Genomic DNA, 19,171 nt, shown 5'->3' with positions numbered 1-19,171 from the left:
CGCCCTGCTCCGCACTGCCCGTCGTAACCTGGCCATCATGAACGAGTGCTCGCACGTCGCCGCGCTGCCGCACCCCGAGCCCGCACCTCTGAGCGAGACCTGCTTGGAGTGCCTGGCCGTCGGCAGTCACCCTGTGCAACTACGCCTGTGTCTGGTCTGCGGTCACGTCGGGTGCTGCGACTCGTCCCCGTACAAGCACGCGACGGTTCACCACGCCGAGACCGGTCATCCGGTGATGCGCACCTTCGAGCCTGGTGAGAGCTGGCGTTGGTGCTTTGTCGACTCGATTCTGGTCTGACCCGGCGGTTCCCGCGCCCCTCCGGGGTTCGATGCACTGACGCCTGGGTACGTCAAACCGGCGCCCGCTCTTTCCAATTGAGCCCGCACGCCCTCTAGCCACTGTCCGTACCCGTAGGCTTACTATGAGTGACAGCAATGGGCCGGGGGTCCCCGGGACAGGAAAGTCGGGCGCGCGGTAGCGTCACCGCAGATATAAGCGGCGCATCTCCCGGGGGACGAAGCCTCCGGAGCCCGAAAGTGCTTGTACCACCTTGGAGGTGAGGGTGTCCCAGATCGCAGGCGACCCCGGTAATCAGGACTTCGTGGAAGTCCGACTCCCGGCTGCGGGTGCCTACCTGTCGGTGCTGCGTACGGCGACGGCCGGCCTCGCAGCGCGTTTGGACTTCACCCTCGACGAGATCGAGGACCTGCGCATCGCTGTCGACGAGGCCTGCGCGATCCTGCTTCAGCAGGCCGTCGCGGGGTCCGTGCTCAGCTGCGTGTTCCGGCTGGTCGACGACTCCTTGGAGGTGACGGTCTCCGCGCCGACGACCGACGGCCGGGCCCCGGAACGCGACACGTTCGCGTGGACGGTGTTGTCGGCCCTCGCGGGCCAGGTCGACTCCACAGTGGCCGAGGACAAGACCGTCTCCATCAGCCTCTACAAGAAGCGCGGCGCGGGCCCCGGCCCGACGTGAGGAACGGGGACGGTCCGGTGCGGGACGACAAGCGCGGCACACGGGATCTGAATCTCCCGGCCGAGGGCACAGACGGGATGCAGCGGCCGACCACCGGCATCCCCGAGCAGCAGGCCCTGCCGCACCCGGAGGACACGGCGGACCCGGCGGCCGACGCGGCACAGCAGGCAGCGCCGACTCCGGGGGCCGTACTTCGCGGGGGCTCAGGGGGATCGGACGCGCGACGGGCGGGATTGATGAGCGACCACGAGCGACACGGTGAGCGGCACGACCGGCACGATCCGCGGGACCGCAGCGGTGCCCGGGCGATGTTCATCGAGCTGCGCGCCCTGACGGACGGCAGCCCGGAGTACGCGGAGCTGCGCAACAAGCTCGTGCGCATGCATCTGCCCCTGGTCGAGCACCTGGCGCGCCGCTTCCGCAACCGCGGCGAGCCCCTGGACGACCTCACCCAGGTCGCGACGATCGGCCTGATCAAGTCGGTCGACCGTTTCGACCCCGAGCGCGGCGTGGAGTTCTCCACGTACGCGACGCCGACCGTCGTCGGCGAGATCAAGCGGCACTTCCGCGACAAGGGCTGGGCCGTGCGCGTGCCGCGCCGCCTCCAGGAGCTGCGCCTGGCCCTGACGACGGCGACCGCGGAGCTGTCCCAGGTGAACGGGCGCTCCCCCACGGTCCATGAGTTGGCCGAGAAGCTGGGCATCTCCGAGGAGGAGGTCCTGGAGGGCCTGGAGTCGGCCAACGCGTACTCCACGCTGTCCCTGGACGTCCCGGACACGGACGACGAGTCCCCGGCGGTCGCGGACACGCTGGGGTCCGAGGACGAGGCGCTGGAGGGCGTCGAGTACCGCGAGTCACTCAAGCCGCTCCTGGAGGACCTGCCGCCGCGCGAGAAGCGCATTCTGCTGCTGCGTTTCTTCGGGAACATGACGCAGTCGCAGATCGCCCAGGAGGTCGGCATCTCCCAGATGCACGTCTCGCGCCTGCTGGCCCGCACGCTGGCCCAGCTCCGGGACAAGCTCCTCGTCGAGGAGTGACCCACGTACGCACACGAGAAGGCGCCCGACGCGGATCCGCGTCGGGCGCCTTCTCGTGTGCGAGCTACTGGGAGGAACCCGGCGTACGGATGCCCAACGCGCGCGTGGTCTCTTGGTTGACGAGCAGCACCAGCGCGGCGATCGACACGGCGGCGAGCGCGATGCCGCCCCCGATGGCCATGCTGTCGGCCTGCAACAGCGTGTAGGCGACCGGCAGCGCCATGATCTGCGTGATGATCGCGGGGCCGCGGCTCCAGCGCTTGCGGGCGAGCAGTCCGCGCGCGGCGAACAGCGGCAGCAGCGCGAGCACGATGAGCGTGACACCGCCGGTGGCGGCCTGCTCCGGGTTGTCGGGGTGCCCGGCCAGGCCGGCGACCAGCATGTAGGCACCGCCCACGACGAGCGCGAGGCCTTCGAGCCCGGCCAGGGCCGCGGCGGCGGTCAGCCGACCGGGGCGGGGGCCGTCTTCTGCGTCGGTTTCGGGGGCGGGGTTCTGCTCTGAGGTCACCTTTGCAGAGTAGCCGCCTGCCGACGCCGTCCCGAAGCCCGGACCCCACGCGGAATCCGTGTGGACTCTCACCCGACGCCCACCTCGGTCTGGGCCCGATCAAGGACGCTGGGTACGCTGCCTTGCATGCGTGCACTTCTCGTGGTCAATCCGGCGGCAACCACCACCAGCGCGCGCACGCGTGATGTCCTGATCCACGCCTTGGCGAGCGAGATGAAGCTCGAGGCCGTCACCACCGAGTACCGGGGCCACGCGCGCGACCTCGGCCGGCAGGCCGCGGAGAGCAAGGACATCGAGCTTGTCGTCGCCCTCGGCGGCGACGGCACGGTCAACGAGGTCGTGAACGGTCTGCTGCACGGCGGCCCCGACCTCGACCGGCTGCCCGGCCTCGCCGTCGTCCCGGGCGGCTCCACGAACGTCTTCGCGCGCGCCCTCGGCCTGCCGAACCACCCCGTGGAGGCCACGGGACAGCTCCTGGACGCCCTGCGCGAGGGCCGTCGGCGCACGGTGGGCCTCGGCCTCGCCTCGGGCACCGCGGGCACGGAGGACGAGGGCGTGCCGGCCCGCTGGTTCACGTTCGCCTCGGGCCTCGGCTTCGACGCGGGCGTCGTGGGCCGGGTGGAGCAGCAGCGAGAGCGCGGCAAGCGTTCGACGCATGCCCTGTACGTGCGACAGGTCGTGCGCCAGTTTCTGGGCGAGGCCGACCGCCGGCACGGCACGATCACGCTCGAACGGCCGGGCGAGGATCCGGTCACCGATCTCGTCGTCTCCATAGTCAGCAACACGTCGCCGTGGTCCTTCCTGGGCAACCGGCCGCTGTACCCGACACCCCAGGCGTCCTTCGACACCGGCCTTGACGTGCTGGGACTCAAGAAACTCTCCACCCCCGCGGTGGCCCGTTACGGCACCCAGCTGCTCGCCTCGACACCCGAGCGCGGACCGCACGGCAAGAACGCGGTTACGCTCCACGACCTGACGGACTTCACCTTGCATTCGAAGGCGCCCCTGCCCCTTCAGATGGACGGTGACCACCTGGGACTGCGGACCAGCGTGACGTTCACAGGCGTACGCCGTGCACTGCGTGTGATTGTGTGAGTGGAAGGGACTAAAGTCCTTCATCTCGAACGTTTGGGCCAGCATCCACCCCATGGAAGTACGGCTGTGACCTAGCCGACACCGAGGAATCAAAAAAAACTTTCCGGAAGGGGTTGTATCCGCCGCCGAGGTTTGCGAATCTCTACATGGCGCTCGGGACGGCCCGAAACATCGGCCCCACAGAGAGCCCGAATCCCCTCCTCAAAGATACGGACATCCGTCGCAGATGTGACGTTCGTCGGTTCACTTGTTGGGGGATTCGTGAAAGCGTTCACATTCACAAGCAACCTGCACGTAATACCAAGGAGAGGTAGCAGCCATGGACTGGCGTCACAACGCCGTTTGTCGCGAGGAAGACCCCGAGCTGTTCTTCCCCATCGGCAACACCGGTCCCGCGCTGCTGCAGATCGAGGAAGCCAAGGCCGTCTGCCGCCGCTGCCCCGTCATGGAGCAGTGCCTGCAGTGGGCGCTCGAGTCCGGCCAGGACTCCGGCGTCTGGGGTGGCCTCAGCGAGGACGAGCGCCGCGCAATGAAGCGCCGCGCCGCTCGCAACCGGGCCCGTCAGGCCTCCGCCTGATCCCCCACCCCGTTCGAGCCTGAGCCCGGCGGCGCGTACATCGAGTACGCATCTCCCGCCCCCGAGCCGCAGCCGCGCAGTACCCCCGATGCTCCCCAGGCTCAGCCCGGGACACAGCCCGGGCAACGAGACGACAGTGAGCCCCGGACCGTTCAACGGTCCGGGGCTCACTGCTGTGTTCGGGCCGCCGCGTGCGGGCCGCGGCCGGCCAGTTGGCTATTTGCTGCTGCGTACGGGAATGTCGAGGATGACCTGCGTGCCGCGCTCCGGTGCGGGCACCATGTCGAACGTTCCGCCCAACTCGCCCTCCACCAACGTGCGTACGATCTGCAGGCCCAGGTTCCCCGCGCGCTTCGGGTCGAAGTTCTCGGGCAGGCCGACGCCGTCGTCCTGGACGGTGACCAGGAGTCGGGCCTCCTTGCTGGTGCCGCCGCGCACGGCCGAGACCTCGACGCTGCCGGTGTCGCCCTGCCGGAAGCCGTGCTCCAGCGCGTTCTGCAGCACCTCGGTGAGGACCATGGACAGCGGGGTCGCCACCTCGGCGTCCAGGATGCCGAAGCGGCCGGTGCGCCGGCCCACCACCTGACCCGGTGAGATCTCCGCCACCATGGCGAGCACGCGGTCCGCGATCTCGTCGAACTCCACGCGCTCGTCCAGGTTCTGGGAGAGCGTCTCGTGCACGATCGCGATGGAACCGACCCGGCGGACCGCCTCCTCCAGGGCCTCGCGCCCCCGGTCGGATCCGATGCGGCGGGCCTGGAGGCGGAGCAGGGCGGCGACCGTCTGGAGGTTGTTCTTCACCCGGTGGTGGATCTCCCGGATGGTCGCGTCCTTGGTGATCAACTCGCGTTCCCGGCGGCGCAGTTCGGTGACGTCGCGCAGCAGGACCAGCGAACCGATGCGGGTGCCCTTGGGGCTGAGCGGGATCGCGCGCAGCTGGATCGAGCCCTCCTCGCCCTCGACGTCGAACTCGCGCGGCGCCCAGCCGCTGGCCACCTTGGCGAGCGCCTCGTCCACCGGGCCGCGGGACGGGGCGAGTTCGGCCGTCGTCGTGCCGAGGTGGTGGCCGACGAGATCGGCCTGGAAGCCCAACCGGTGGTACGCGGACAGGGCGTTGGGCGAGGCGTACTGGACCACGCCGTCCGCGTCGAGCCGGATCAGGCCGTCGCCCGCGCGCGGGGAGGCGTCCATGTCGACCTGCTGGTCGGGGAACGGGAAGGTGCCGGCCGCGATCATCTGCGCGAGGTCGGAGGCCGACTGCAGATAGGTCAGCTCCAGGCGCGAGGGCGTCCGGACGGTCAGCAGGTTGGTGTTGCGCGCGATGACGCCGAGGACCCGGCCCTCCCTGCGTACGGGGATGGACTCCACCCGCACCGGGACCTCCTCGCGCCACTCGGGGTCGCCCTCGCGCACGATGCGGCCCTCGTCGAGCGCGACGTCCAGCATCGGGCGGCGGCCGCGCGGGACGAGGTGGCCGACCATGTCGTCCTGGTAGGACGTGGGCCCGGTGTTGGGCCGCATCTGGGCCACGGAGACGTATCGCGTGCCGTCATGGGTGGGAACCCACAGGACGAGGTCGGCGAAGGAGAGGTCGGAGAGCAACTGCCACTCCGAGACCAGCAGGTGGAGCCACTCGAGATCGGAGTCACCGAGGGCGGTGTGCTGGCGTACGAGATCGTTCATGGAGGGCACGAGCCGAGCTTAACCGCCGGGACTCGGGGCGCCGAAAGGGACGACGAGCGGCGGGGCCCTCGAAAGACCGACGGGCCGCGGCGCCGGGGGTCGGGACCCTCAGCCCTTCCCCTAGCACCGCAGCCCTTCAGGTGCACCGGCTTCCAGGTGTGCGGTCCCGGCTGCCGATCGAGGATCCGACGCGGTCAGGGCAGAGAGCGTCGGGTCCTCTGTCCGTCCTCCTGTGCGGGGAGGGCGGAAGCTACAGTTACGCATTGTGGACTAGACCATTCTCCCATGTCTATGCGTCGGCTGAGGTTTGTTCTCGTCTGTTTCTCCGACGATCGCACCCGCCCCCACGTCCACTTCAACGTCCGTACCCCTGCACGAGTGCCGAGCCCGTCCGGTTCATTCGCGGCTCATCGCGTCTCCGTCACCTTCGCGAGGGCGCGCGGGGCGTCGGGGTCCTGGCCACGGGCGATGGTCACCTCGTACGCGAGAAGTTGGAGAGGGAGGATTTCGAGCACCGGCTGCACCTCCTCGGCCACCCCGGCGGTCGGCAGGACGAAGCCGGCGGAGGCGCGGTCCACCTGGGCCTGCGGACCGACCACCATCAGATCGGCCCCGCGCCCGCGGAGCCGGTCGAGGACAGGTTGCAGGGCGTCACCGCCCCGGCCGTCGGTGACCACGGCGATCACCGGGGAGATGTTGTCGACCATGGCGAGCGGGCCGTGCAGCAGATCGGCGCCGGAGTACGCGAGGGCGGGGATGTAGCTGGTCTCCATCAGCTTGAGGGCCGCTTCCTTGGCGGTCGGATAGCCGTAACCGCGGGAGGTGATCACCATGCGGCCGGCGAAGCGGTAGCGGGCGGCCAGGGTGCGGACCTCGTCCTGACGCGCGAGGACCTGGTCGGCGTGGTCGGGCAGCACGGCGGCGGCCGCTCCGTCGCCGCCGCGCAGGCCCTCCACGAAGAGGTACAGGGCGAGCAGCGAGGCGGTGTACGTCTTCGTCGCGGGCAGCGCCTTCTCCGGTCCCGCCATGATGTCGATGTGGTGCTCGGAGACGGCGGCCAGCGGGGAGTCCGGGTTGTTGGTCACGGCGAGGGTGATCGCGCCGGCCTCTCGGGCGGCCTTCGTCGAGGCGACCAGGTCGGGCGAGCCGCCGGACTGGCTGACGGTGATGACCAGTACGTCGCGCAGATCGGGGCGGGCGCCGTAGGCCGTCGTGGTGGACATCGAGGCGAGGCCGCAGGGCAGGCCGAGCCGGATCTCCAGGAGGTACTTGGCGTAGAGCGCGGCGTGGTCGGAGGTGCCGCGGGCGGTGAGCAGGACGAAGCGCGGGGCCCTGTCGGCGACCCGGCGGGCCACGTCCTGGATGCGCGGGGCGCCGGTGGCGAGGAGACGCCGGAGCACGTCGGGCTGCTCGTGCATCTCCCGCGTCATGATCCGACCGGGGCGCTCCGGGTCGGACGGGGTGGCGTTCATACGGGCACCTCCGGTGGGGCGACGGGGGCCGGGGCCGGGCCGCGTCGGCTCCGGCACCTTCCACTGTGGCCGGTGGGGGCCCGCGCCGCCCACCGGACGCTTCGAGGTGCCGAGCCACAGCGCAGCGTCGAGCATGGACGAAGGCATGGACGAAGAGGTGTGGTGAAGGGCCTGACTGGCGGGGTTGCGCTCTGTTAGATTGGTCTATACCACATGTCATCCCGTCTCCTCTGACCAGAACGGCAGGCCCAGCGTGGAAGTTGTGATCGTTCCGGACGCCAAGGCAGGTGGCGAGCTCATCGCCGAGGCCATGGCCCAGCTGCTGCGGCGCAAGCCCGACGCGCTGCTCGGTGTGGCCACCGGCTCGACTCCGCTGCCCATCTACGAGGCGTTGGCGGCCCAGGTGCGCGCCGGTGCGGTCGATGCGTCGAAGGCGCGGATCGCCCAGCTCGACGAGTACGTGGGGCTGCCGACCGGGCACCCCGAGTCGTACCGGGCGACGGTGCTGCGGCAGGTCGTCGAGCCGCTCGGTCTCGGCGAGGCCGCGTTCATGGGGCCCGACGGCAGCGCCGCCGACGTGCAGGCCGCGTGCGAGGCGTACGACAGTGCGCTGGTCGAGGCCGGGGGTGTGGATCTGCAGTTGCTGGGGATCGGCACGGACGGGCACATCGGGTTCAACGAACCGTGTTCCTCGCTCGCCTCGCGGACCCGGATCAAGACGCTGACCGAGCAGACCATCGCGGACAACGCGCGGTTCTTCGACGGGGACCTGAGCCAGGTGCCGCGGCATGTGATCACGCAGGGCATCGGGACGATCCTGGAGGCGCGGCACCTGGTGCTGCTCGCCACGGGTGAGGGCAAGGCGGATGCGGTGGCCGCGACCGTCGAGGGGCCGGTCGCCTCCGTGGTGCCGGCGTCCGCGCTCCAGCTGCATCCGCACGCGACCGTGGTGGTGGACGAGGGCGCCGCGTCGAAGCTGAAGCTCGCGGACTACTTCCGCCACACGTACGTCAACAAGCCGGAGTGGCAGGGGCTGTAGGCCTGCCGCGTCACGTGACGGTGCCGGTCACCCCCGCTCGGGGTGACCGGCACCGTTGCGTGTACCCGGGAGTTCCCGGGAGCCGGGGTGGACGCCTACCGAAGGCGCTGCCCCGTCGGGGTGGCGCCCCGTCGGGCCGACGCCCCCGGAGGGGGCGGGTGGGTGGGAGATGGGCGGGAGCCGGGCCATTGCCTACGGGTGGGCAAATCAAGCCCCTGCGGCGATTGAGCAGCGGGGTCCGGGGCGGAGCCCCGAGGCGTGGGCCCGGGAGGCGGGGTGGACGCCTACCGAAAGCGCTGCCCGCGCCGGGGTGCCGCCTTGCCCACCCTGCCGCCCCAGGCGGCAGATTGCCCAAGGCGGCCGGGGTGGCGGCGGCACGTCAAGCCCCCGTGATCGCCTCCGCCGCAGCGACCCCGCACACCCTCGCCGCACCATGCGTAGCGATGTGCAGCGCGCCGCGGGGTGGGGCCTGGGGGACGCCCATTTCCACGACGACCGTGTCCGGGCGGGCGGACAGCAGGTCGTCCAGGGCCCCGGACATCCACAGGTGGCGATGCTCGTCGCGAACCACCGCCACCACTCGCCGCTCCCCCGCGGCGGCAAGGGCGGCGTGGCCGGCGTCGGGGCCGGTGTAGGAGCCGGTCGTGGTGCCGGGCAGCAGGCGTTCGAGTTCGGCGGCGACGCCCCAGGGGGTCTCGTCGCCGACCGCGATGTTGGCGACCGGCGTGAAGGCGGCCACGTGCACGGGGCCCGAGACCGGCGCCCCGTCTCCCCCACGGGTCACCGTGACCGCACGGCGCGCCGCGGCCAGACCCACCTCGGGGTTGCCCTCCGAGGTCCCGGTGCGGCCCGACGCCGTCGCCCACTTCGACAACGCACGCACCCGCGCCGCCGCGTCCGCGAGGCGTTCCTCCGGGAGTTCACCGGAGCGCACCGCGCCCACCAGGGCGTCGCGGAGCCGCAGCACCGTGTCGTCGTCGGCGAGCCCGCCGCCCACGCAGATCGCGTCGGCGCCCGCGGCGATGGCGAGGACGCTGCCGCGCTCGATGCCGTACGTGCCGGAGATGGCCTTCATCTCCATGCCGTCCGTGACGATCAGTCCCTCGTAGCCGAACTCCTCGCGCAGCAGGCCCGTGAGGATCCGCCGCGACAACGTTGCCGGGTACTCGGGGTCGAGCGCGGGCACCAGGATGTGCGCGCTCATCACGGCCCGCGAGCCCGCCGCGATCGCCGCCCGGAACGGCGCGAGGTCACGGGAGTGCAGGACGTCCAGGTCGACGTCGATGCGCGGCACGTCGTGGTGCGAGTCGACCGCCGTGTCCCCGTGCCCGGGGAAGTGCTTCGTACAGGCGGCGACGCCCGCGGCCTGCAGGCCCTCGACGTACGCGGCGGTGTGCCGGGCCACGAGCGCGGGGTCCGCGCCGAAGGACCGTACGCCGATCACCGGGTTGTCCGGGTTGGCGTTGACGTCCGCGGAGGGCGCCCAGTTGAGGTTGACCCCGCACTCGGCGAGGCGGTGGCCGAGCTCGGCGGCCACCGCGCGGGTCAGCGCCGCGTCGTCGACCGCGCCGAGCGCGTGGTTGCCCGGGAAGGACGAGCCGGTGCGCACCTCGAGGCGGGTGACGTCACCGCCCTCCTCGTCGATGGCGACCAGGACGTCACCGCGCTCGGACCGCAATTGGGCGGTGAGGGCGGCCAGTTGCTCGGGGGTGGCGATATTGCGTCCGAACAGCCCGACCGACGCCAGGCCCTCGCCGAGCCGGCGCAGCAGCCAGTCGGGCGCGGACGTGCCGGTGAACCCGGGCTGGAGGACGGTCAGGGCGTCACGCGTCAGCGTGTCGGTACCACGTGTCAATGTCGTCATCGTGCGGCGTTATCCCTTCACGGCGCCGGATGTGAGTCCTGTGGCCATCTTCTTCTGGATGAACATGAAGAAGATCACCACCGGCAGAGCGATCATCGTGGACGCGGCCATCAACGCGCCGTAGTCGGTGCCTCGTTCGGTCGTGAACGTCATCAGCCACACGTTAAGCGTGTACTTCGAGTCCTCGTTCATCAGGATGTACGCGAACAGGTACTCATTCCACGCGTTGACGAGGGCGAAGATCGAGGACGCGGCGAGGCCGGGGGCGAGCAGCGGGAAGACGACGCGGCGGAACGCTCCCATCCGCGTACAGCCGTCGACCATCGCCGACTCCTCCAGCTCCACGGGGATGTTGACCACGAAGCCGCGGATCATCACCGTGGCGAAGGGCAGCGTGGAGACGAGGTAGACGACGATGACGCCCCAGTACTCGTTGAGGCCGCCCATCGCGTTGAGCTGGGTGTAGATGGGGATGAGCATCGCGGTCGGCGGCAGCATCTGGACCAGGATCATCGCCATGAGGAGCGCGCGCCGGCCGGTGAAGCGGAACCGTCCGATGGCGAGGGCCGCGAGGGTCGCGATGACCATGCCACCGACGACGGCCGTGATCGAGATGATGAGGCTGGACTCGATCGCGGTGCCGAAGTTCGGCTGCTTCACGGCGCGGGCGAAGTTGTCGAAGGTGATCGACGAAGGCCACAGCGTCTGGTCGTAGGAGCGGATCTCGTGGTTGGGGCGCAGCGCCGAGACGATGAGCCAGTAGACCGGGAAGGCCATCACGACGGCGATGACGAGCCCGAGAACGTTGTAGCCGAGCCTGGTCTTCTTGCGGTCGGGGCGCAGCCCCTCCTTGACCGGTGCGGTGGAGGCGCTCATTCGACCTCTCCTGTCTTCATGAGCTGGCGCAGGTAGTACACGGCCACCCCGGAGAGCAGCAGAACGGTGATGAGGGCGATCGCGGTGCCCTGGCTGAAGGACGTCGACGTGAACGCCTTGGAAAAGGAGTAGAGGCCGAGGGTTTCGTAGTCCGGTTCGGGCTTGTTGCCGCGCAGCAGCCAGATCTGCCCGAAGACGTTGAAGTCCCAGATCACCGAGAGCGTGGTGACCATGGTGAAGACGGGCTTGATGACCGGCCAGGTGACGAAGCGGAAGACACCGAACGCGCTGGCGCCGTCGAGCTGGGCGGCCTCGGTGAGCTCTCCGGGGACCTGGGTGAGGGCCGCGTACAGGGTGATCACGACGAACGGGACGGCGCCCCAGATGACGAGCGCGGCGATGATCGAGAAGCCCTGAAGCGGGTCGAGGAACCAGTTGTGTCCGAGGAAGTCGTCGCCGGCGACCTTGGCGATGAGCGTGTTGACCAGGCCGTAGTCGGAGTCGGCGAGCCAGCGGAAGATCGAGGAGGCGACGAGCAGCGGCATCGACCAGGCGGCGATCAGAGCCGTGGTGAGCGTGAGCCGCACCCAGGTCGACAGGCGCATCATCAGCAGGGAGACCAGCAGGCCGATCGCCATGGTGAGCGCGACACAGACCACCATGAAGACCACCGTGCGGACGGTGACCTGCCAGAACTCCGCGTCGCCGAGGATGTTGGTGAACTGGTCGAAGCCGACCCACGGCGGGCTCTCGCCCGTCCACAGCTCGCGGCGCCCCATGTCCTGGAAGGACATGATCACGGTCTTGACCAGGGGGTACGCATAGACGGCAGCCAGCGCGACGATCGCCGGCAGGATCAGGAGGTAAGGGAGCGACGCCCCCTTCTTCCGCGGGGGGCGGCCGGTGCCGCGGGGACCCTTGGTGCCCTTGGTGAGCACGTCCCCTTCCGGAGCGTCCGCCGTGCGGGGCGGCGGCCCGGCGGCCTTGGTGTCGGCGGCAGTCACGTGGCTGACCTTTCTCGTTCTCAGCGAAAGAGGAGAGGAGGGGGAACGGCGGAGCCGAACGATGTCGGCCCCGCCCCTCGCTCCGGAGCCCGAAGGCTCAGGACTCCTTGTTGATCAGCTCGTCGATCTTGGCGTCGGCCGCCTTGGTGGCCGTGGCGACGGACTTGCCCTTGAGGATGTCGAGAAGCATGTTCTTCAGGACCTCCTCCTTCTCGATCGCGGTCCAGCCCGGGGCGATCGGCGTGAACCAGGCGCTCTCCACCGCGTTCGCCGCGGCTTCGGTCTCCGCCTTCTCCTTCAGCGGCTGCAGCTGCTTGGTGTTGCTCGGCAGCACGTTCTTGGAGGTGAGGACCTCCTGGGACTTCTCGCTCGTGAACATGGAGATCCAGTCCTCGGCGAGGTCCGCGTTCTTCGACTTCTGCGTGACGGCGAGGTCGGAGCCGCCGACGAAGGACGGCAGGGTCTTGCCGTTCGGGCCCGGCATGGAGGCGACGGCGATCTTGTCCTTCAGCTTCGGGTTGCCGTTGGCCTTGCCGTCGACGACGGAGCCGGCCTCCCAGCCGTTGCCGTACAGGACGCCGGCCTTCTCGTTGGCCATCACATTGGCGTGGTCCTGCTCGTCCTTGGTGATGTCGCCCTTGTTGTACTTCTTCACCAGGTCGATGAAGTGCTGGATGCCTTCCTGCGACTTGGCGTCGGACAGGGTGCCCTTCCACTTCTTGGTGCCGTCGTCGTACGAGGCGATGCTGCCGCCGTACGCCTGGACGTAGGACATGGCGGCGTACCAGTAGCGGCCCGGCAGGTACAGGGAGGAGAAGCGCTTGTCCTTCGCGCCCTGCTTCGCCGTCTCCTTGTCCATCGCCTTGAGGAACGCGGACTCGTCGGTGGGCAGCTTGTCGGAGCCGGTGGCCGACTTCAGCAGGTCCTTGTTGTAGATGGCGACGCGCGCACTGGAGTAGTACGGGACGCAGTACATCTTGCCCTCGAAGGAGCAGGTGTCCTTGAGGCCCTTGATCCAGGAGTCGCTGTTGTCGTACTTCTTCGGGTCGATCTCGGCGAGCGCCCCGTTGAGGATGTACTGCATGGTCTCGGTGTTGCCGAGCTCGACGACGTCAGGGAACTTGTCGCCGCCCAGGGCGGTGTCGAGCTTCTTGGCCTTGTCCGCCCACTGCTGGTACGAGACGTTGACCTTGACCTTCGGGTACTTCTTCTTGAACTGCGCGTTGACGTCCTTGACCAGGCCTGGCCAGGTGCTCTGCGCGTCGACCATCAGCCAGACCGTGACGTCGCCGGTGCGGTCCTTCGGGTCCTTGCCGGCATTGCTGCCGCCGTCGCCCCCACACGCAGCGACCGCGGACATCATGGCCGCGACGCCGACGGCCGCTATGAGCTTGCGCTTCATGTCACCCTCCTCAGGGATGCCTGCAACCCCCCACCCACAGCGATGACATACGGCAAGCACACGTCTGCGTACGCGGATCCGACTGATGGGACTGGGACCTGATCTTTAATGGTGTAGACCAGTACGGGGAGCTTGGCCCAGACCAATAGGGCTGTCAAGAGTGGCCGAGAGAGGTCCCCGCGTCCGTTATCGGAACGACACCCGGGCCGCATCCGCCAAGCAGGGCAAGGGCGTTGACCACCTTCGAGCACCCCGGCGGGTGGACTAGACCAGACGGCCACCGGGCGGTATAAGGAGGGGTCACGGAGTCGCGTGGGCACCGGAGCCGGGAAGGCGGAGCATGAGCACCGACGTCAGCAGTGCGGAGAACGAGGGCGGGGCGCCCGTCCGCACCGCACGCGTGCCCAAGTACTACCGCCTCAAGAAGCACCTGCTCGACATGACGGAGACGCTGCCGCCCGGCACCCCCGTCCCGCCCGAGCGCACGCTCGCCTCCGAGTTCGACACCTCCCGCACCACCGTCCGCCAGGCGCTCCAGGAGCTCGTCGTCGAGGGCCGCCTCGAACGGATCCAGGGCAAGGGCACCTTCGTCGCCAAGCCCAAGGTCTCCCAGGCGCTCCAACTCACCTCGTACACCGAGGACATGCGGGCCCAGGGCCTGGAGCCGACCTCGCAGCTGCTCGACATCGGTTACGTCACCGCCGACGAAACCCTCGCGCAGCTCCTCGACATCGCCGCCGGCGGTCGCGTCCTGCGCATCGAGCGGCTGCGCCTCGCGAGCGGCGAGCCGATGGCCATCGAGACCACGCACCTGTCGGCGAAGCGCTTCCCCGCGCTGCGCCGCAGCCTCGCCAAGTACACGTCCCTCTACACGGCGCTCGCCGAGGTCTACGACGTGCACCTCGCCGAGGCCGAGGAGACCATCGAGACCTCGCTCGCGACGCCGCGCGAGGCGGGCCTGCTCGGCACGGACGTGGGCCTGCCGATGCTGATGCTCTCCCGCCACTCGATCGACGGTTCGGGACAGCCGGTGGAGTGGGTGCGCTCGGTGTACCGCGGGGACCGGTACAAGTTCGTGGCGCGACTCAAGAGGCCCACGGACTGACCCCCGCACGAGCCCCAACTCCCGCCCCGGATAACGGAGTAGACGCTTTCCGGCACGCGGTGTAGCGCAGATCACATTTCTGGCTTACGGTCCTCCCGTCGTCGCATGGACGGGGAGGACCCACCAGTGCGTACCGCTTCTCCTAAGACCGTGATCCTGTGGACCGTCGTCGCCCTCGTGGGCGCGGCCGGCTGGTCCGTACTCGCGCTCGCCCGCGGCGAGGAGGTCTCCGCCGCGTGGATGGTGGCCGCCGCCCTCGGGACGTACGCCATCGCCTACCGCTTCTACGCGAAGTTCATCGCGAACAAGGTGCTGAAGGTCGACGGGAAGCGGGCCACGCCCGCCGAGCGGCTGGGCAACGGCATGGACTTCCACCCCACCGACCGGCGCGTGCTGCTCGGGCACCACTTCGCGGCCATCGCGGGGGCGGGACCGCTGGTCGGGCCCGTGCTCGCGGCGCAGATGGGGTATCTGCCGGGCACCATCTGGATCATCGTCGGCGTGATCTTCGCGGGCGCCGTGCAGGACATGGTCGTGCTGTTCTTCTCGACGCGGCGCGACGGGCGTTCGCTCGGGCAGATGGCGCGCGAGGAGATCGGCCTGGTCGGCGGGGCCGCCGCCCTGGTCGCCGCCTTCGCCATCATGATCATCCTGCTCGGGGTGCTCGCCCTGGTCGTGGTGAACGCGCTCGCCGAGTCTCCGTGGGGCACCTTCTCCATCGCGATGACGATCCCGATCGCGCTGCTCATGGGCTTCTATCTGCGGGTGCTGCGCCCCGGACGGGTGTCCGAGGTGTCGCTCATCGGGGTCGCGCTGCTGCTGATCGCGCTCATCGCGGGCCGCTGGGTCGCCGAGTCCTCGTGGGCCGGCACCTTCACGCTCGCGCCCTCGACGCTCGTGATCTGGATGGTGATCTACGGGTTCGTCGCCTCGGTCCTGCCGGTGTGGATGCTGCTCGCGCCGCGCGACTATCTGTCGACGTTCATGAAGCTCGGCACCATCGCGCTGCTCGCCATCGGTGTCGTGGTCGCGCTGCCGACGCTGAAGATGGACCCGGTCACCGAGTTCGCCTCGCGCGGCGACGGCCCGGTCTTCGCGGGCTCGCTCTTCCCCTTCGTCTTCATCACCATCGCGTGCGGCGCGCTCTCCGGCTTCCACGCGCTGATCTCCTCCGGCACGACACCGAAGATGATCCAGAAGGAGACGCAGGTCCGGATGATCGGCTACGGCTCCATGCTGATGGAGTCGGCCGTGGCCGTGATGGCGCTCGTCGCCGCGAGCATCATCGACCCCGGGCTCTACTTCGCGATGAACGCGCCCGCCGGAGTCATCGGCGACAGCGTGCAGTCCGCGTCGCAGGCCGTCGCGGGCTTCGGGTACTCGATCTCGCCGGCGGAACTCGCGCAGGCCGCGAAGAACGTCGAGGAGGCGAGCCTGCTGTCCCGTACGGGCGGTGCGCCGACGCTCGCCGTCGGCGTCTCGGAGATCTTCTCGCAGGTGACCGGGGGCGGACTGCGCGCCTTCTGGTACCACTTCGCGATCATGTTCGAGGCGCTGTTCATCCTGACCGCGCTCGACGCGGGCACGCGCGTGGGCCGCTTCATGCTCCAGGACATGCTCGGCAACATCTACAAGCCGTTCAAGAACATCAGCTGGAAGCCGGGGCTCCTGCTCACCAGCGCCGTAGTCGTCGGCCTCTGGGGCTACTTCCTGTGGGTCGGCGTGCACGAGCCGCTCGGCGGGATCAACCAGCTCTTCCCGATCTTCGGCATCTCCAACCAGCTGCTCGCCGCCGTCGCCCTCGCCGTCTGCACGACGCTGCTCGTGAAGTCGGGGCGGCTCAAGTGGGCCTGGATCACCGGGATCCCGCTGGTCTGGGACACCGTCGTGACGCTGACCGCCAGCTGGCAGAAGGTGTTCTCGTCCGACCCGCGCGTCGGCTTCTTCCAGCAGCGCTCGAACTACCAGGACGCCATCGACGCCGGAAAGATCCTGCCGCCCGCCAAGACCATGGACGACATGCACACCGTGGTCACCAACTCCACGGTGGACGGCATCCTTTCGGCCGCGCTCGCCCTCCTCATCATCGTGGTGGTCCTCGACGCGCTGCGGGTATGCGTGAAGCACGTACGGAACCCGCAGTCGTCCAGGCTGAGCGAGGCGCCGTACGTCGAGTCCACGCTGGTGGCACCGGCCGGGCTCGTCCCGACACAGGAGGAGAAGGCGGAGGCGCGCGATGCCGGCGTCGGCAGTTCTACGGGTGGCTAGGTATGTGCGGTGGTTCGTCCGCGAGTTGACGGACGAGAGCGCGTACGACCGGTACGTGACGCACCTCGGGGAGACCCACCCGGGTGCGTCCGTTCCGTCCCGGCGCGACTTCGAGCGCATGCGGACGGACCGCCAGGAATCGGATCCCCGGCAGGGGTTCCGCTGCTGCTGAGGCGGTCCGTGAACGGGTCCGTTATCCGGACAGGGGTTCCATAGATCAAGACTCTCGCTTAGATTTCCCGGGCGTTAAACATGAGATAAGTGGGATCTCTGATGAGCGAGGGGAACGGAACCGCGAATGTCCGATGCGCCTGAAGTGAAACAACCGGTGGTCACGCCGGTGCGCGTGATCATTGCACTGTGTCTGGTCGCACCGTTCGTCGCGATGCTCTGGGTCAGCTCCTACGCCAAGATCGAACCGACGCTCATCGGCGTCCCGTTCTTCTACTGGTACCAGATGCTCTGGGTGCTCATCTCGACCGCGCTCACGATGACCGCGTACAAGCTGTGGCAGCGCGATCAGCGTGCCCGTAAGTCTGCTCAGTCGGCTGGAGGCCAGGCGTGAACGGCGGCGTCAACGGTGTCGCGCTCACCGTCTTCATCATCTTCTTCGTGGCCGTCACGGTCATGGGCTTCCTCGCCGCGCGCTGGCGGAAGGCCGAGAACGAAGCATCGCTCGACGAATGGGGCCTGGGCGGCCGCTCGTTCGGCACCTGGGTCACCTGGTTCCTGCTGGGCGGCGACCTCTACACGGCGTACACCTTCGTCGCCGTCCCCGCGGCGATCTACGCGGCCGGCGCCTCCGGCTTCTTCGCGGTGCCGTACACGATCCTGGTGTACCCGCTGATCTTCACCTTCCTGCCGCGCCTGTGGTCGGTCTCGCACAAGCACGGGTACGTGACCACGTCCGACTTCGTGCGCGGCCGCTTCGGCTCGAAGGGCCTCTCGCTCGCGGTCGCGATCACCGGCATCCTCGCCACGATGCCGTACATCGCGCTCCAACTGGTCGGCATCCAGGCCGTTCTCGACGTGATGGGCGTCGGCGGCGGCGAGAACACCAACTGGTTCGTCAAGGACCTGCCGCTGCTGCTCGCCTTCGGCGTGCTCGCCGCGTACACGTACTCCTCGGGCCTGCGGGCGCCCGCGCTGATCGCGTTCGTCAAGGACGGCCTGATCTACCTCGTGATCGCGGTCGCCATCATCTACATCCCGATCAAGCTGGGCGGGTTCGAGCACATCTTCTCGGCGGCGAACGACAAGTTCGACGCGGCCAACGAAGCAGCGGGCAAACCGGTCGCGGGGCTCGCACCGGGCTCCTCGGGTACGTGGACGTACGCGACGCTCGCGCTCGGTTCCGCCCTGGCGCTGTTCATGTACCCGCACTCGATCACGGCGACCCTGTCCTCCAAGAGCCGCAACGTGATCCGCCGCAACACCACGATCCTGCCGCTGTACTCGCTGATGCTGGGCCTGCTCGGGCTGCTCGGGTTCATGGCGATCGCGGCCGGGATCAAGGTGCAGAACGGGCAGTTGGCGATTCCGCAGCTGTTCGAGGACATGTTCCCCGACTGGTTCACGGGCGTCGCGTTCGCCGCCATCGGCATCGGCGCGCTGGTCCCCGCGGCCATCATGTCCATCGCCGCGGCGAACCTGTTCACGCGCAACATCTACAAGGACTTCATCAAGCCGGACGCGACGCCCGCGCAGGAGACCAAGGTCTCCAAGCTGGTCTCGCTGCTCGTGAAGGTGGGCGCGCTGGCCTTCGTCCTCACCATGGACAAGACCGTCGCGATCAACTTCCAGCTGCTCGGCGGCATCTGGATCCTCCAGACGATGCCGGCCCTGGTGGGCGGCCTGTTCACGCGCTGGTTCCACCGGTGGGCGCTGCTCGCGGGCTGGGCGGTCGGCATGCTGTACGGCACGCTCGCCGCGTACGGCGTCGCGTCGCCGACGCAGGCGCACTTCGGCGGCTCGTCGGCGGAGATCCCCGGCATCGGTGAGATCGGCTACATCGGCCTCACGGCGTTCGTCCTGAACGTCGTCGTGACCGTGGTCGGAACCTTCGTCCTGAAGGCGTTCAACGCCCCGGACGGCGTCGACGAGACGTCCCGCGAGGACTACACGGCCGACGCGGGCGACAAGGGCGTCCAGACCGAGCTGCCCACGGTCGGCGCGGGCGCCGGTCACTAGGCACCGCTTGCACGGACGTGTCGGGCCCCTCCACACGGAGGGGCCCGACACATTTTCCGGAAAGCGTTGCGACC

At 69.1% G+C, this 19,171-nt stretch carries 18 protein-coding genes; 11 read left to right on the top strand and 7 right to left on the bottom strand.

The features are described from left to right. Window positions 1-37 precede the first annotated feature (37 nt). From OG746_RS11065 to OG746_RS11055, 3 genes are all read left to right on the top strand, one after another. The gene (locus tag OG746_RS11065) at window positions 38-298 is read left to right on the top strand and encodes a UBP-type zinc finger domain-containing protein (protein WP_266713956.1); all 261 of its coding nucleotides are present in this window, start codon (window positions 38-40) and stop codon (window positions 296-298) included. Between the two features lie 265 nt (window positions 299-563). After that, window positions 564-977 carry an ATP-binding protein gene (locus tag OG746_RS11060; protein ID WP_266713954.1) on the top strand — a complete coding sequence of 138 codons (414 nt, stop codon included), beginning with the start codon at window positions 564-566 and terminating at the stop codon, window positions 975-977. Then, the gene (locus OG746_RS11055; RefSeq protein WP_266713952.1) at window positions 974-2,014 is read left to right on the top strand and encodes an RNA polymerase sigma factor SigF; all 1,041 of its coding nucleotides are present in this window, start codon (window positions 974-976) and stop codon (window positions 2,012-2,014) included. Before OG746_RS11060 ends, OG746_RS11055 begins: the two co-directional genes overlap by 4 nt. Before the next feature lie 64 nt (window positions 2,015-2,078). Here the strand turns inward: OG746_RS11055 and OG746_RS11050 are convergent, their stop codons facing one another. Further along, the gene (locus tag OG746_RS11050) at window positions 2,079-2,522 is read right to left on the bottom strand and encodes a hypothetical protein (RefSeq protein WP_266713950.1); all 444 of its coding nucleotides are present in this window, start codon (window positions 2,520-2,522) and stop codon (window positions 2,079-2,081) included. 126 nt (window positions 2,523-2,648) lie between these two features. On the opposite strand from OG746_RS11050, the gene OG746_RS11045 reads away from it, so the two are divergent. Beyond that, window positions 2,649-3,617, top strand: a complete 969-nt coding sequence (locus tag OG746_RS11045) for a diacylglycerol/lipid kinase family protein (protein WP_266713949.1) — start codon at window positions 2,649-2,651, stop codon at window positions 3,615-3,617. Between the two features lie 319 nt (window positions 3,618-3,936). Beyond that, on the top strand, window positions 3,937-4,194 hold the full coding sequence (locus tag OG746_RS11040) for a WhiB family transcriptional regulator (protein WP_016639615.1): 258 nt from the start codon (window positions 3,937-3,939) through the stop codon (window positions 4,192-4,194). A gap of 216 nt (window positions 4,195-4,410) precedes the next feature. On the opposite strand, the gene OG746_RS11035 is transcribed toward OG746_RS11040, so the two are convergent. After that, window positions 4,411-5,877, bottom strand: coding sequence for a sensor histidine kinase (locus OG746_RS11035; protein ID WP_266718858.1), 1,467 nt, complete (start codon window positions 5,875-5,877; stop codon window positions 4,411-4,413). A 407-nt stretch (window positions 5,878-6,284) separates the two neighbouring features. Then, the gene (locus OG746_RS11030) at window positions 6,285-7,349 is read right to left on the bottom strand and encodes an SIS domain-containing protein (RefSeq protein WP_266713948.1); all 1,065 of its coding nucleotides are present in this window, start codon (window positions 7,347-7,349) and stop codon (window positions 6,285-6,287) included. 253 nt (window positions 7,350-7,602) lie between these two features. On the opposite strand from OG746_RS11030, the gene nagB reads away from it, so the two are divergent. After that, on the top strand, window positions 7,603-8,388 hold the full coding sequence (gene nagB / locus OG746_RS11025) for a glucosamine-6-phosphate deaminase (RefSeq protein WP_266713946.1): 786 nt from the start codon (window positions 7,603-7,605) through the stop codon (window positions 8,386-8,388). 379 nt (window positions 8,389-8,767) lie between these two features. On the opposite strand, the gene OG746_RS11020 is transcribed toward nagB, so the two are convergent. The 4 genes from OG746_RS11020 to OG746_RS11005 all read right to left on the bottom strand — a co-directional run bounded on the left by OG746_RS11020 (window position 8,768) and on the right by OG746_RS11005 (window position 13,534). Continuing rightward, window positions 8,768-10,252, bottom strand: a complete 1,485-nt coding sequence (locus OG746_RS11020; protein ID WP_266713944.1) for a glycoside hydrolase family 3 protein — start codon at window positions 10,250-10,252, stop codon at window positions 8,768-8,770. Window positions 10,253-10,261: 9 nt separating this feature from the next. Further along, window positions 10,262-11,128 (bottom strand): carbohydrate ABC transporter permease, encoded by an 867-nt coding sequence (locus OG746_RS11015; RefSeq protein WP_266713942.1) that lies wholly within the window; start codon window positions 11,126-11,128, stop codon window positions 10,262-10,264. Then, on the bottom strand, window positions 11,125-12,132 hold the full coding sequence (locus tag OG746_RS11010) for a carbohydrate ABC transporter permease (RefSeq protein ID WP_266713940.1): 1,008 nt from the start codon (window positions 12,130-12,132) through the stop codon (window positions 11,125-11,127). Before OG746_RS11010 ends, OG746_RS11015 begins: the two co-directional genes overlap by 4 nt. A 97-nt stretch (window positions 12,133-12,229) precedes the next feature. Beyond that, entirely contained in the window at window positions 12,230-13,534 is a 1,305-nt protein-coding gene (locus tag OG746_RS11005; RefSeq protein ID WP_266713938.1) for an extracellular solute-binding protein, read from the bottom strand. A 340-nt stretch (window positions 13,535-13,874) separates the two neighbouring features. Between OG746_RS11005 and OG746_RS11000 the strand changes: the two genes are divergently transcribed. The 5 genes from OG746_RS11000 to mctP all read left to right on the top strand — a co-directional run bounded on the left by OG746_RS11000 (window position 13,875) and on the right by mctP (window position 19,097). Further along, complete coding sequence (locus tag OG746_RS11000) at window positions 13,875-14,639, top strand: GntR family transcriptional regulator (RefSeq protein ID WP_266713936.1); 765 nt, start codon at window positions 13,875-13,877, stop codon at window positions 14,637-14,639. Between the two features lie 105 nt (window positions 14,640-14,744). Further along, the gene (locus tag OG746_RS10995) at window positions 14,745-16,907 is read left to right on the top strand and encodes a carbon starvation CstA family protein (protein WP_524540396.1); all 2,163 of its coding nucleotides are present in this window, start codon (window positions 14,745-14,747) and stop codon (window positions 16,905-16,907) included. Next, the gene (locus tag OG746_RS10990) at window positions 16,876-17,079 is read left to right on the top strand and encodes a YbdD/YjiX family protein (RefSeq protein WP_266713932.1); all 204 of its coding nucleotides are present in this window, start codon (window positions 16,876-16,878) and stop codon (window positions 17,077-17,079) included. Before OG746_RS10995 ends, OG746_RS10990 begins: the two co-directional genes overlap by 32 nt. Window positions 17,080-17,205: 126 nt before the next feature. Further along, window positions 17,206-17,472 (top strand): DUF3311 domain-containing protein, encoded by a 267-nt coding sequence (locus tag OG746_RS10985; RefSeq protein WP_266713930.1) that lies wholly within the window; start codon window positions 17,206-17,208, stop codon window positions 17,470-17,472. Continuing rightward, the gene (mctP, locus tag OG746_RS10980) at window positions 17,469-19,097 is read left to right on the top strand and encodes a monocarboxylate uptake permease MctP (protein WP_266713928.1); all 1,629 of its coding nucleotides are present in this window, start codon (window positions 17,469-17,471) and stop codon (window positions 19,095-19,097) included. The genes OG746_RS10985 and mctP overlap by 4 nt, the downstream gene beginning before the upstream one ends. The last annotated feature ends 74 nt before the right edge of the window (window positions 19,098-19,171 follow it).

Origin of the sequence: Streptomyces sp. NBC_01016, from assembly GCF_026341035.1 — a bacterium.
Classification (GTDB): domain Bacteria; phylum Actinomycetota; class Actinomycetes; order Streptomycetales; family Streptomycetaceae; genus Streptomyces.
This window is presented reverse-complemented; position numbering and strand designations above follow the sequence as displayed.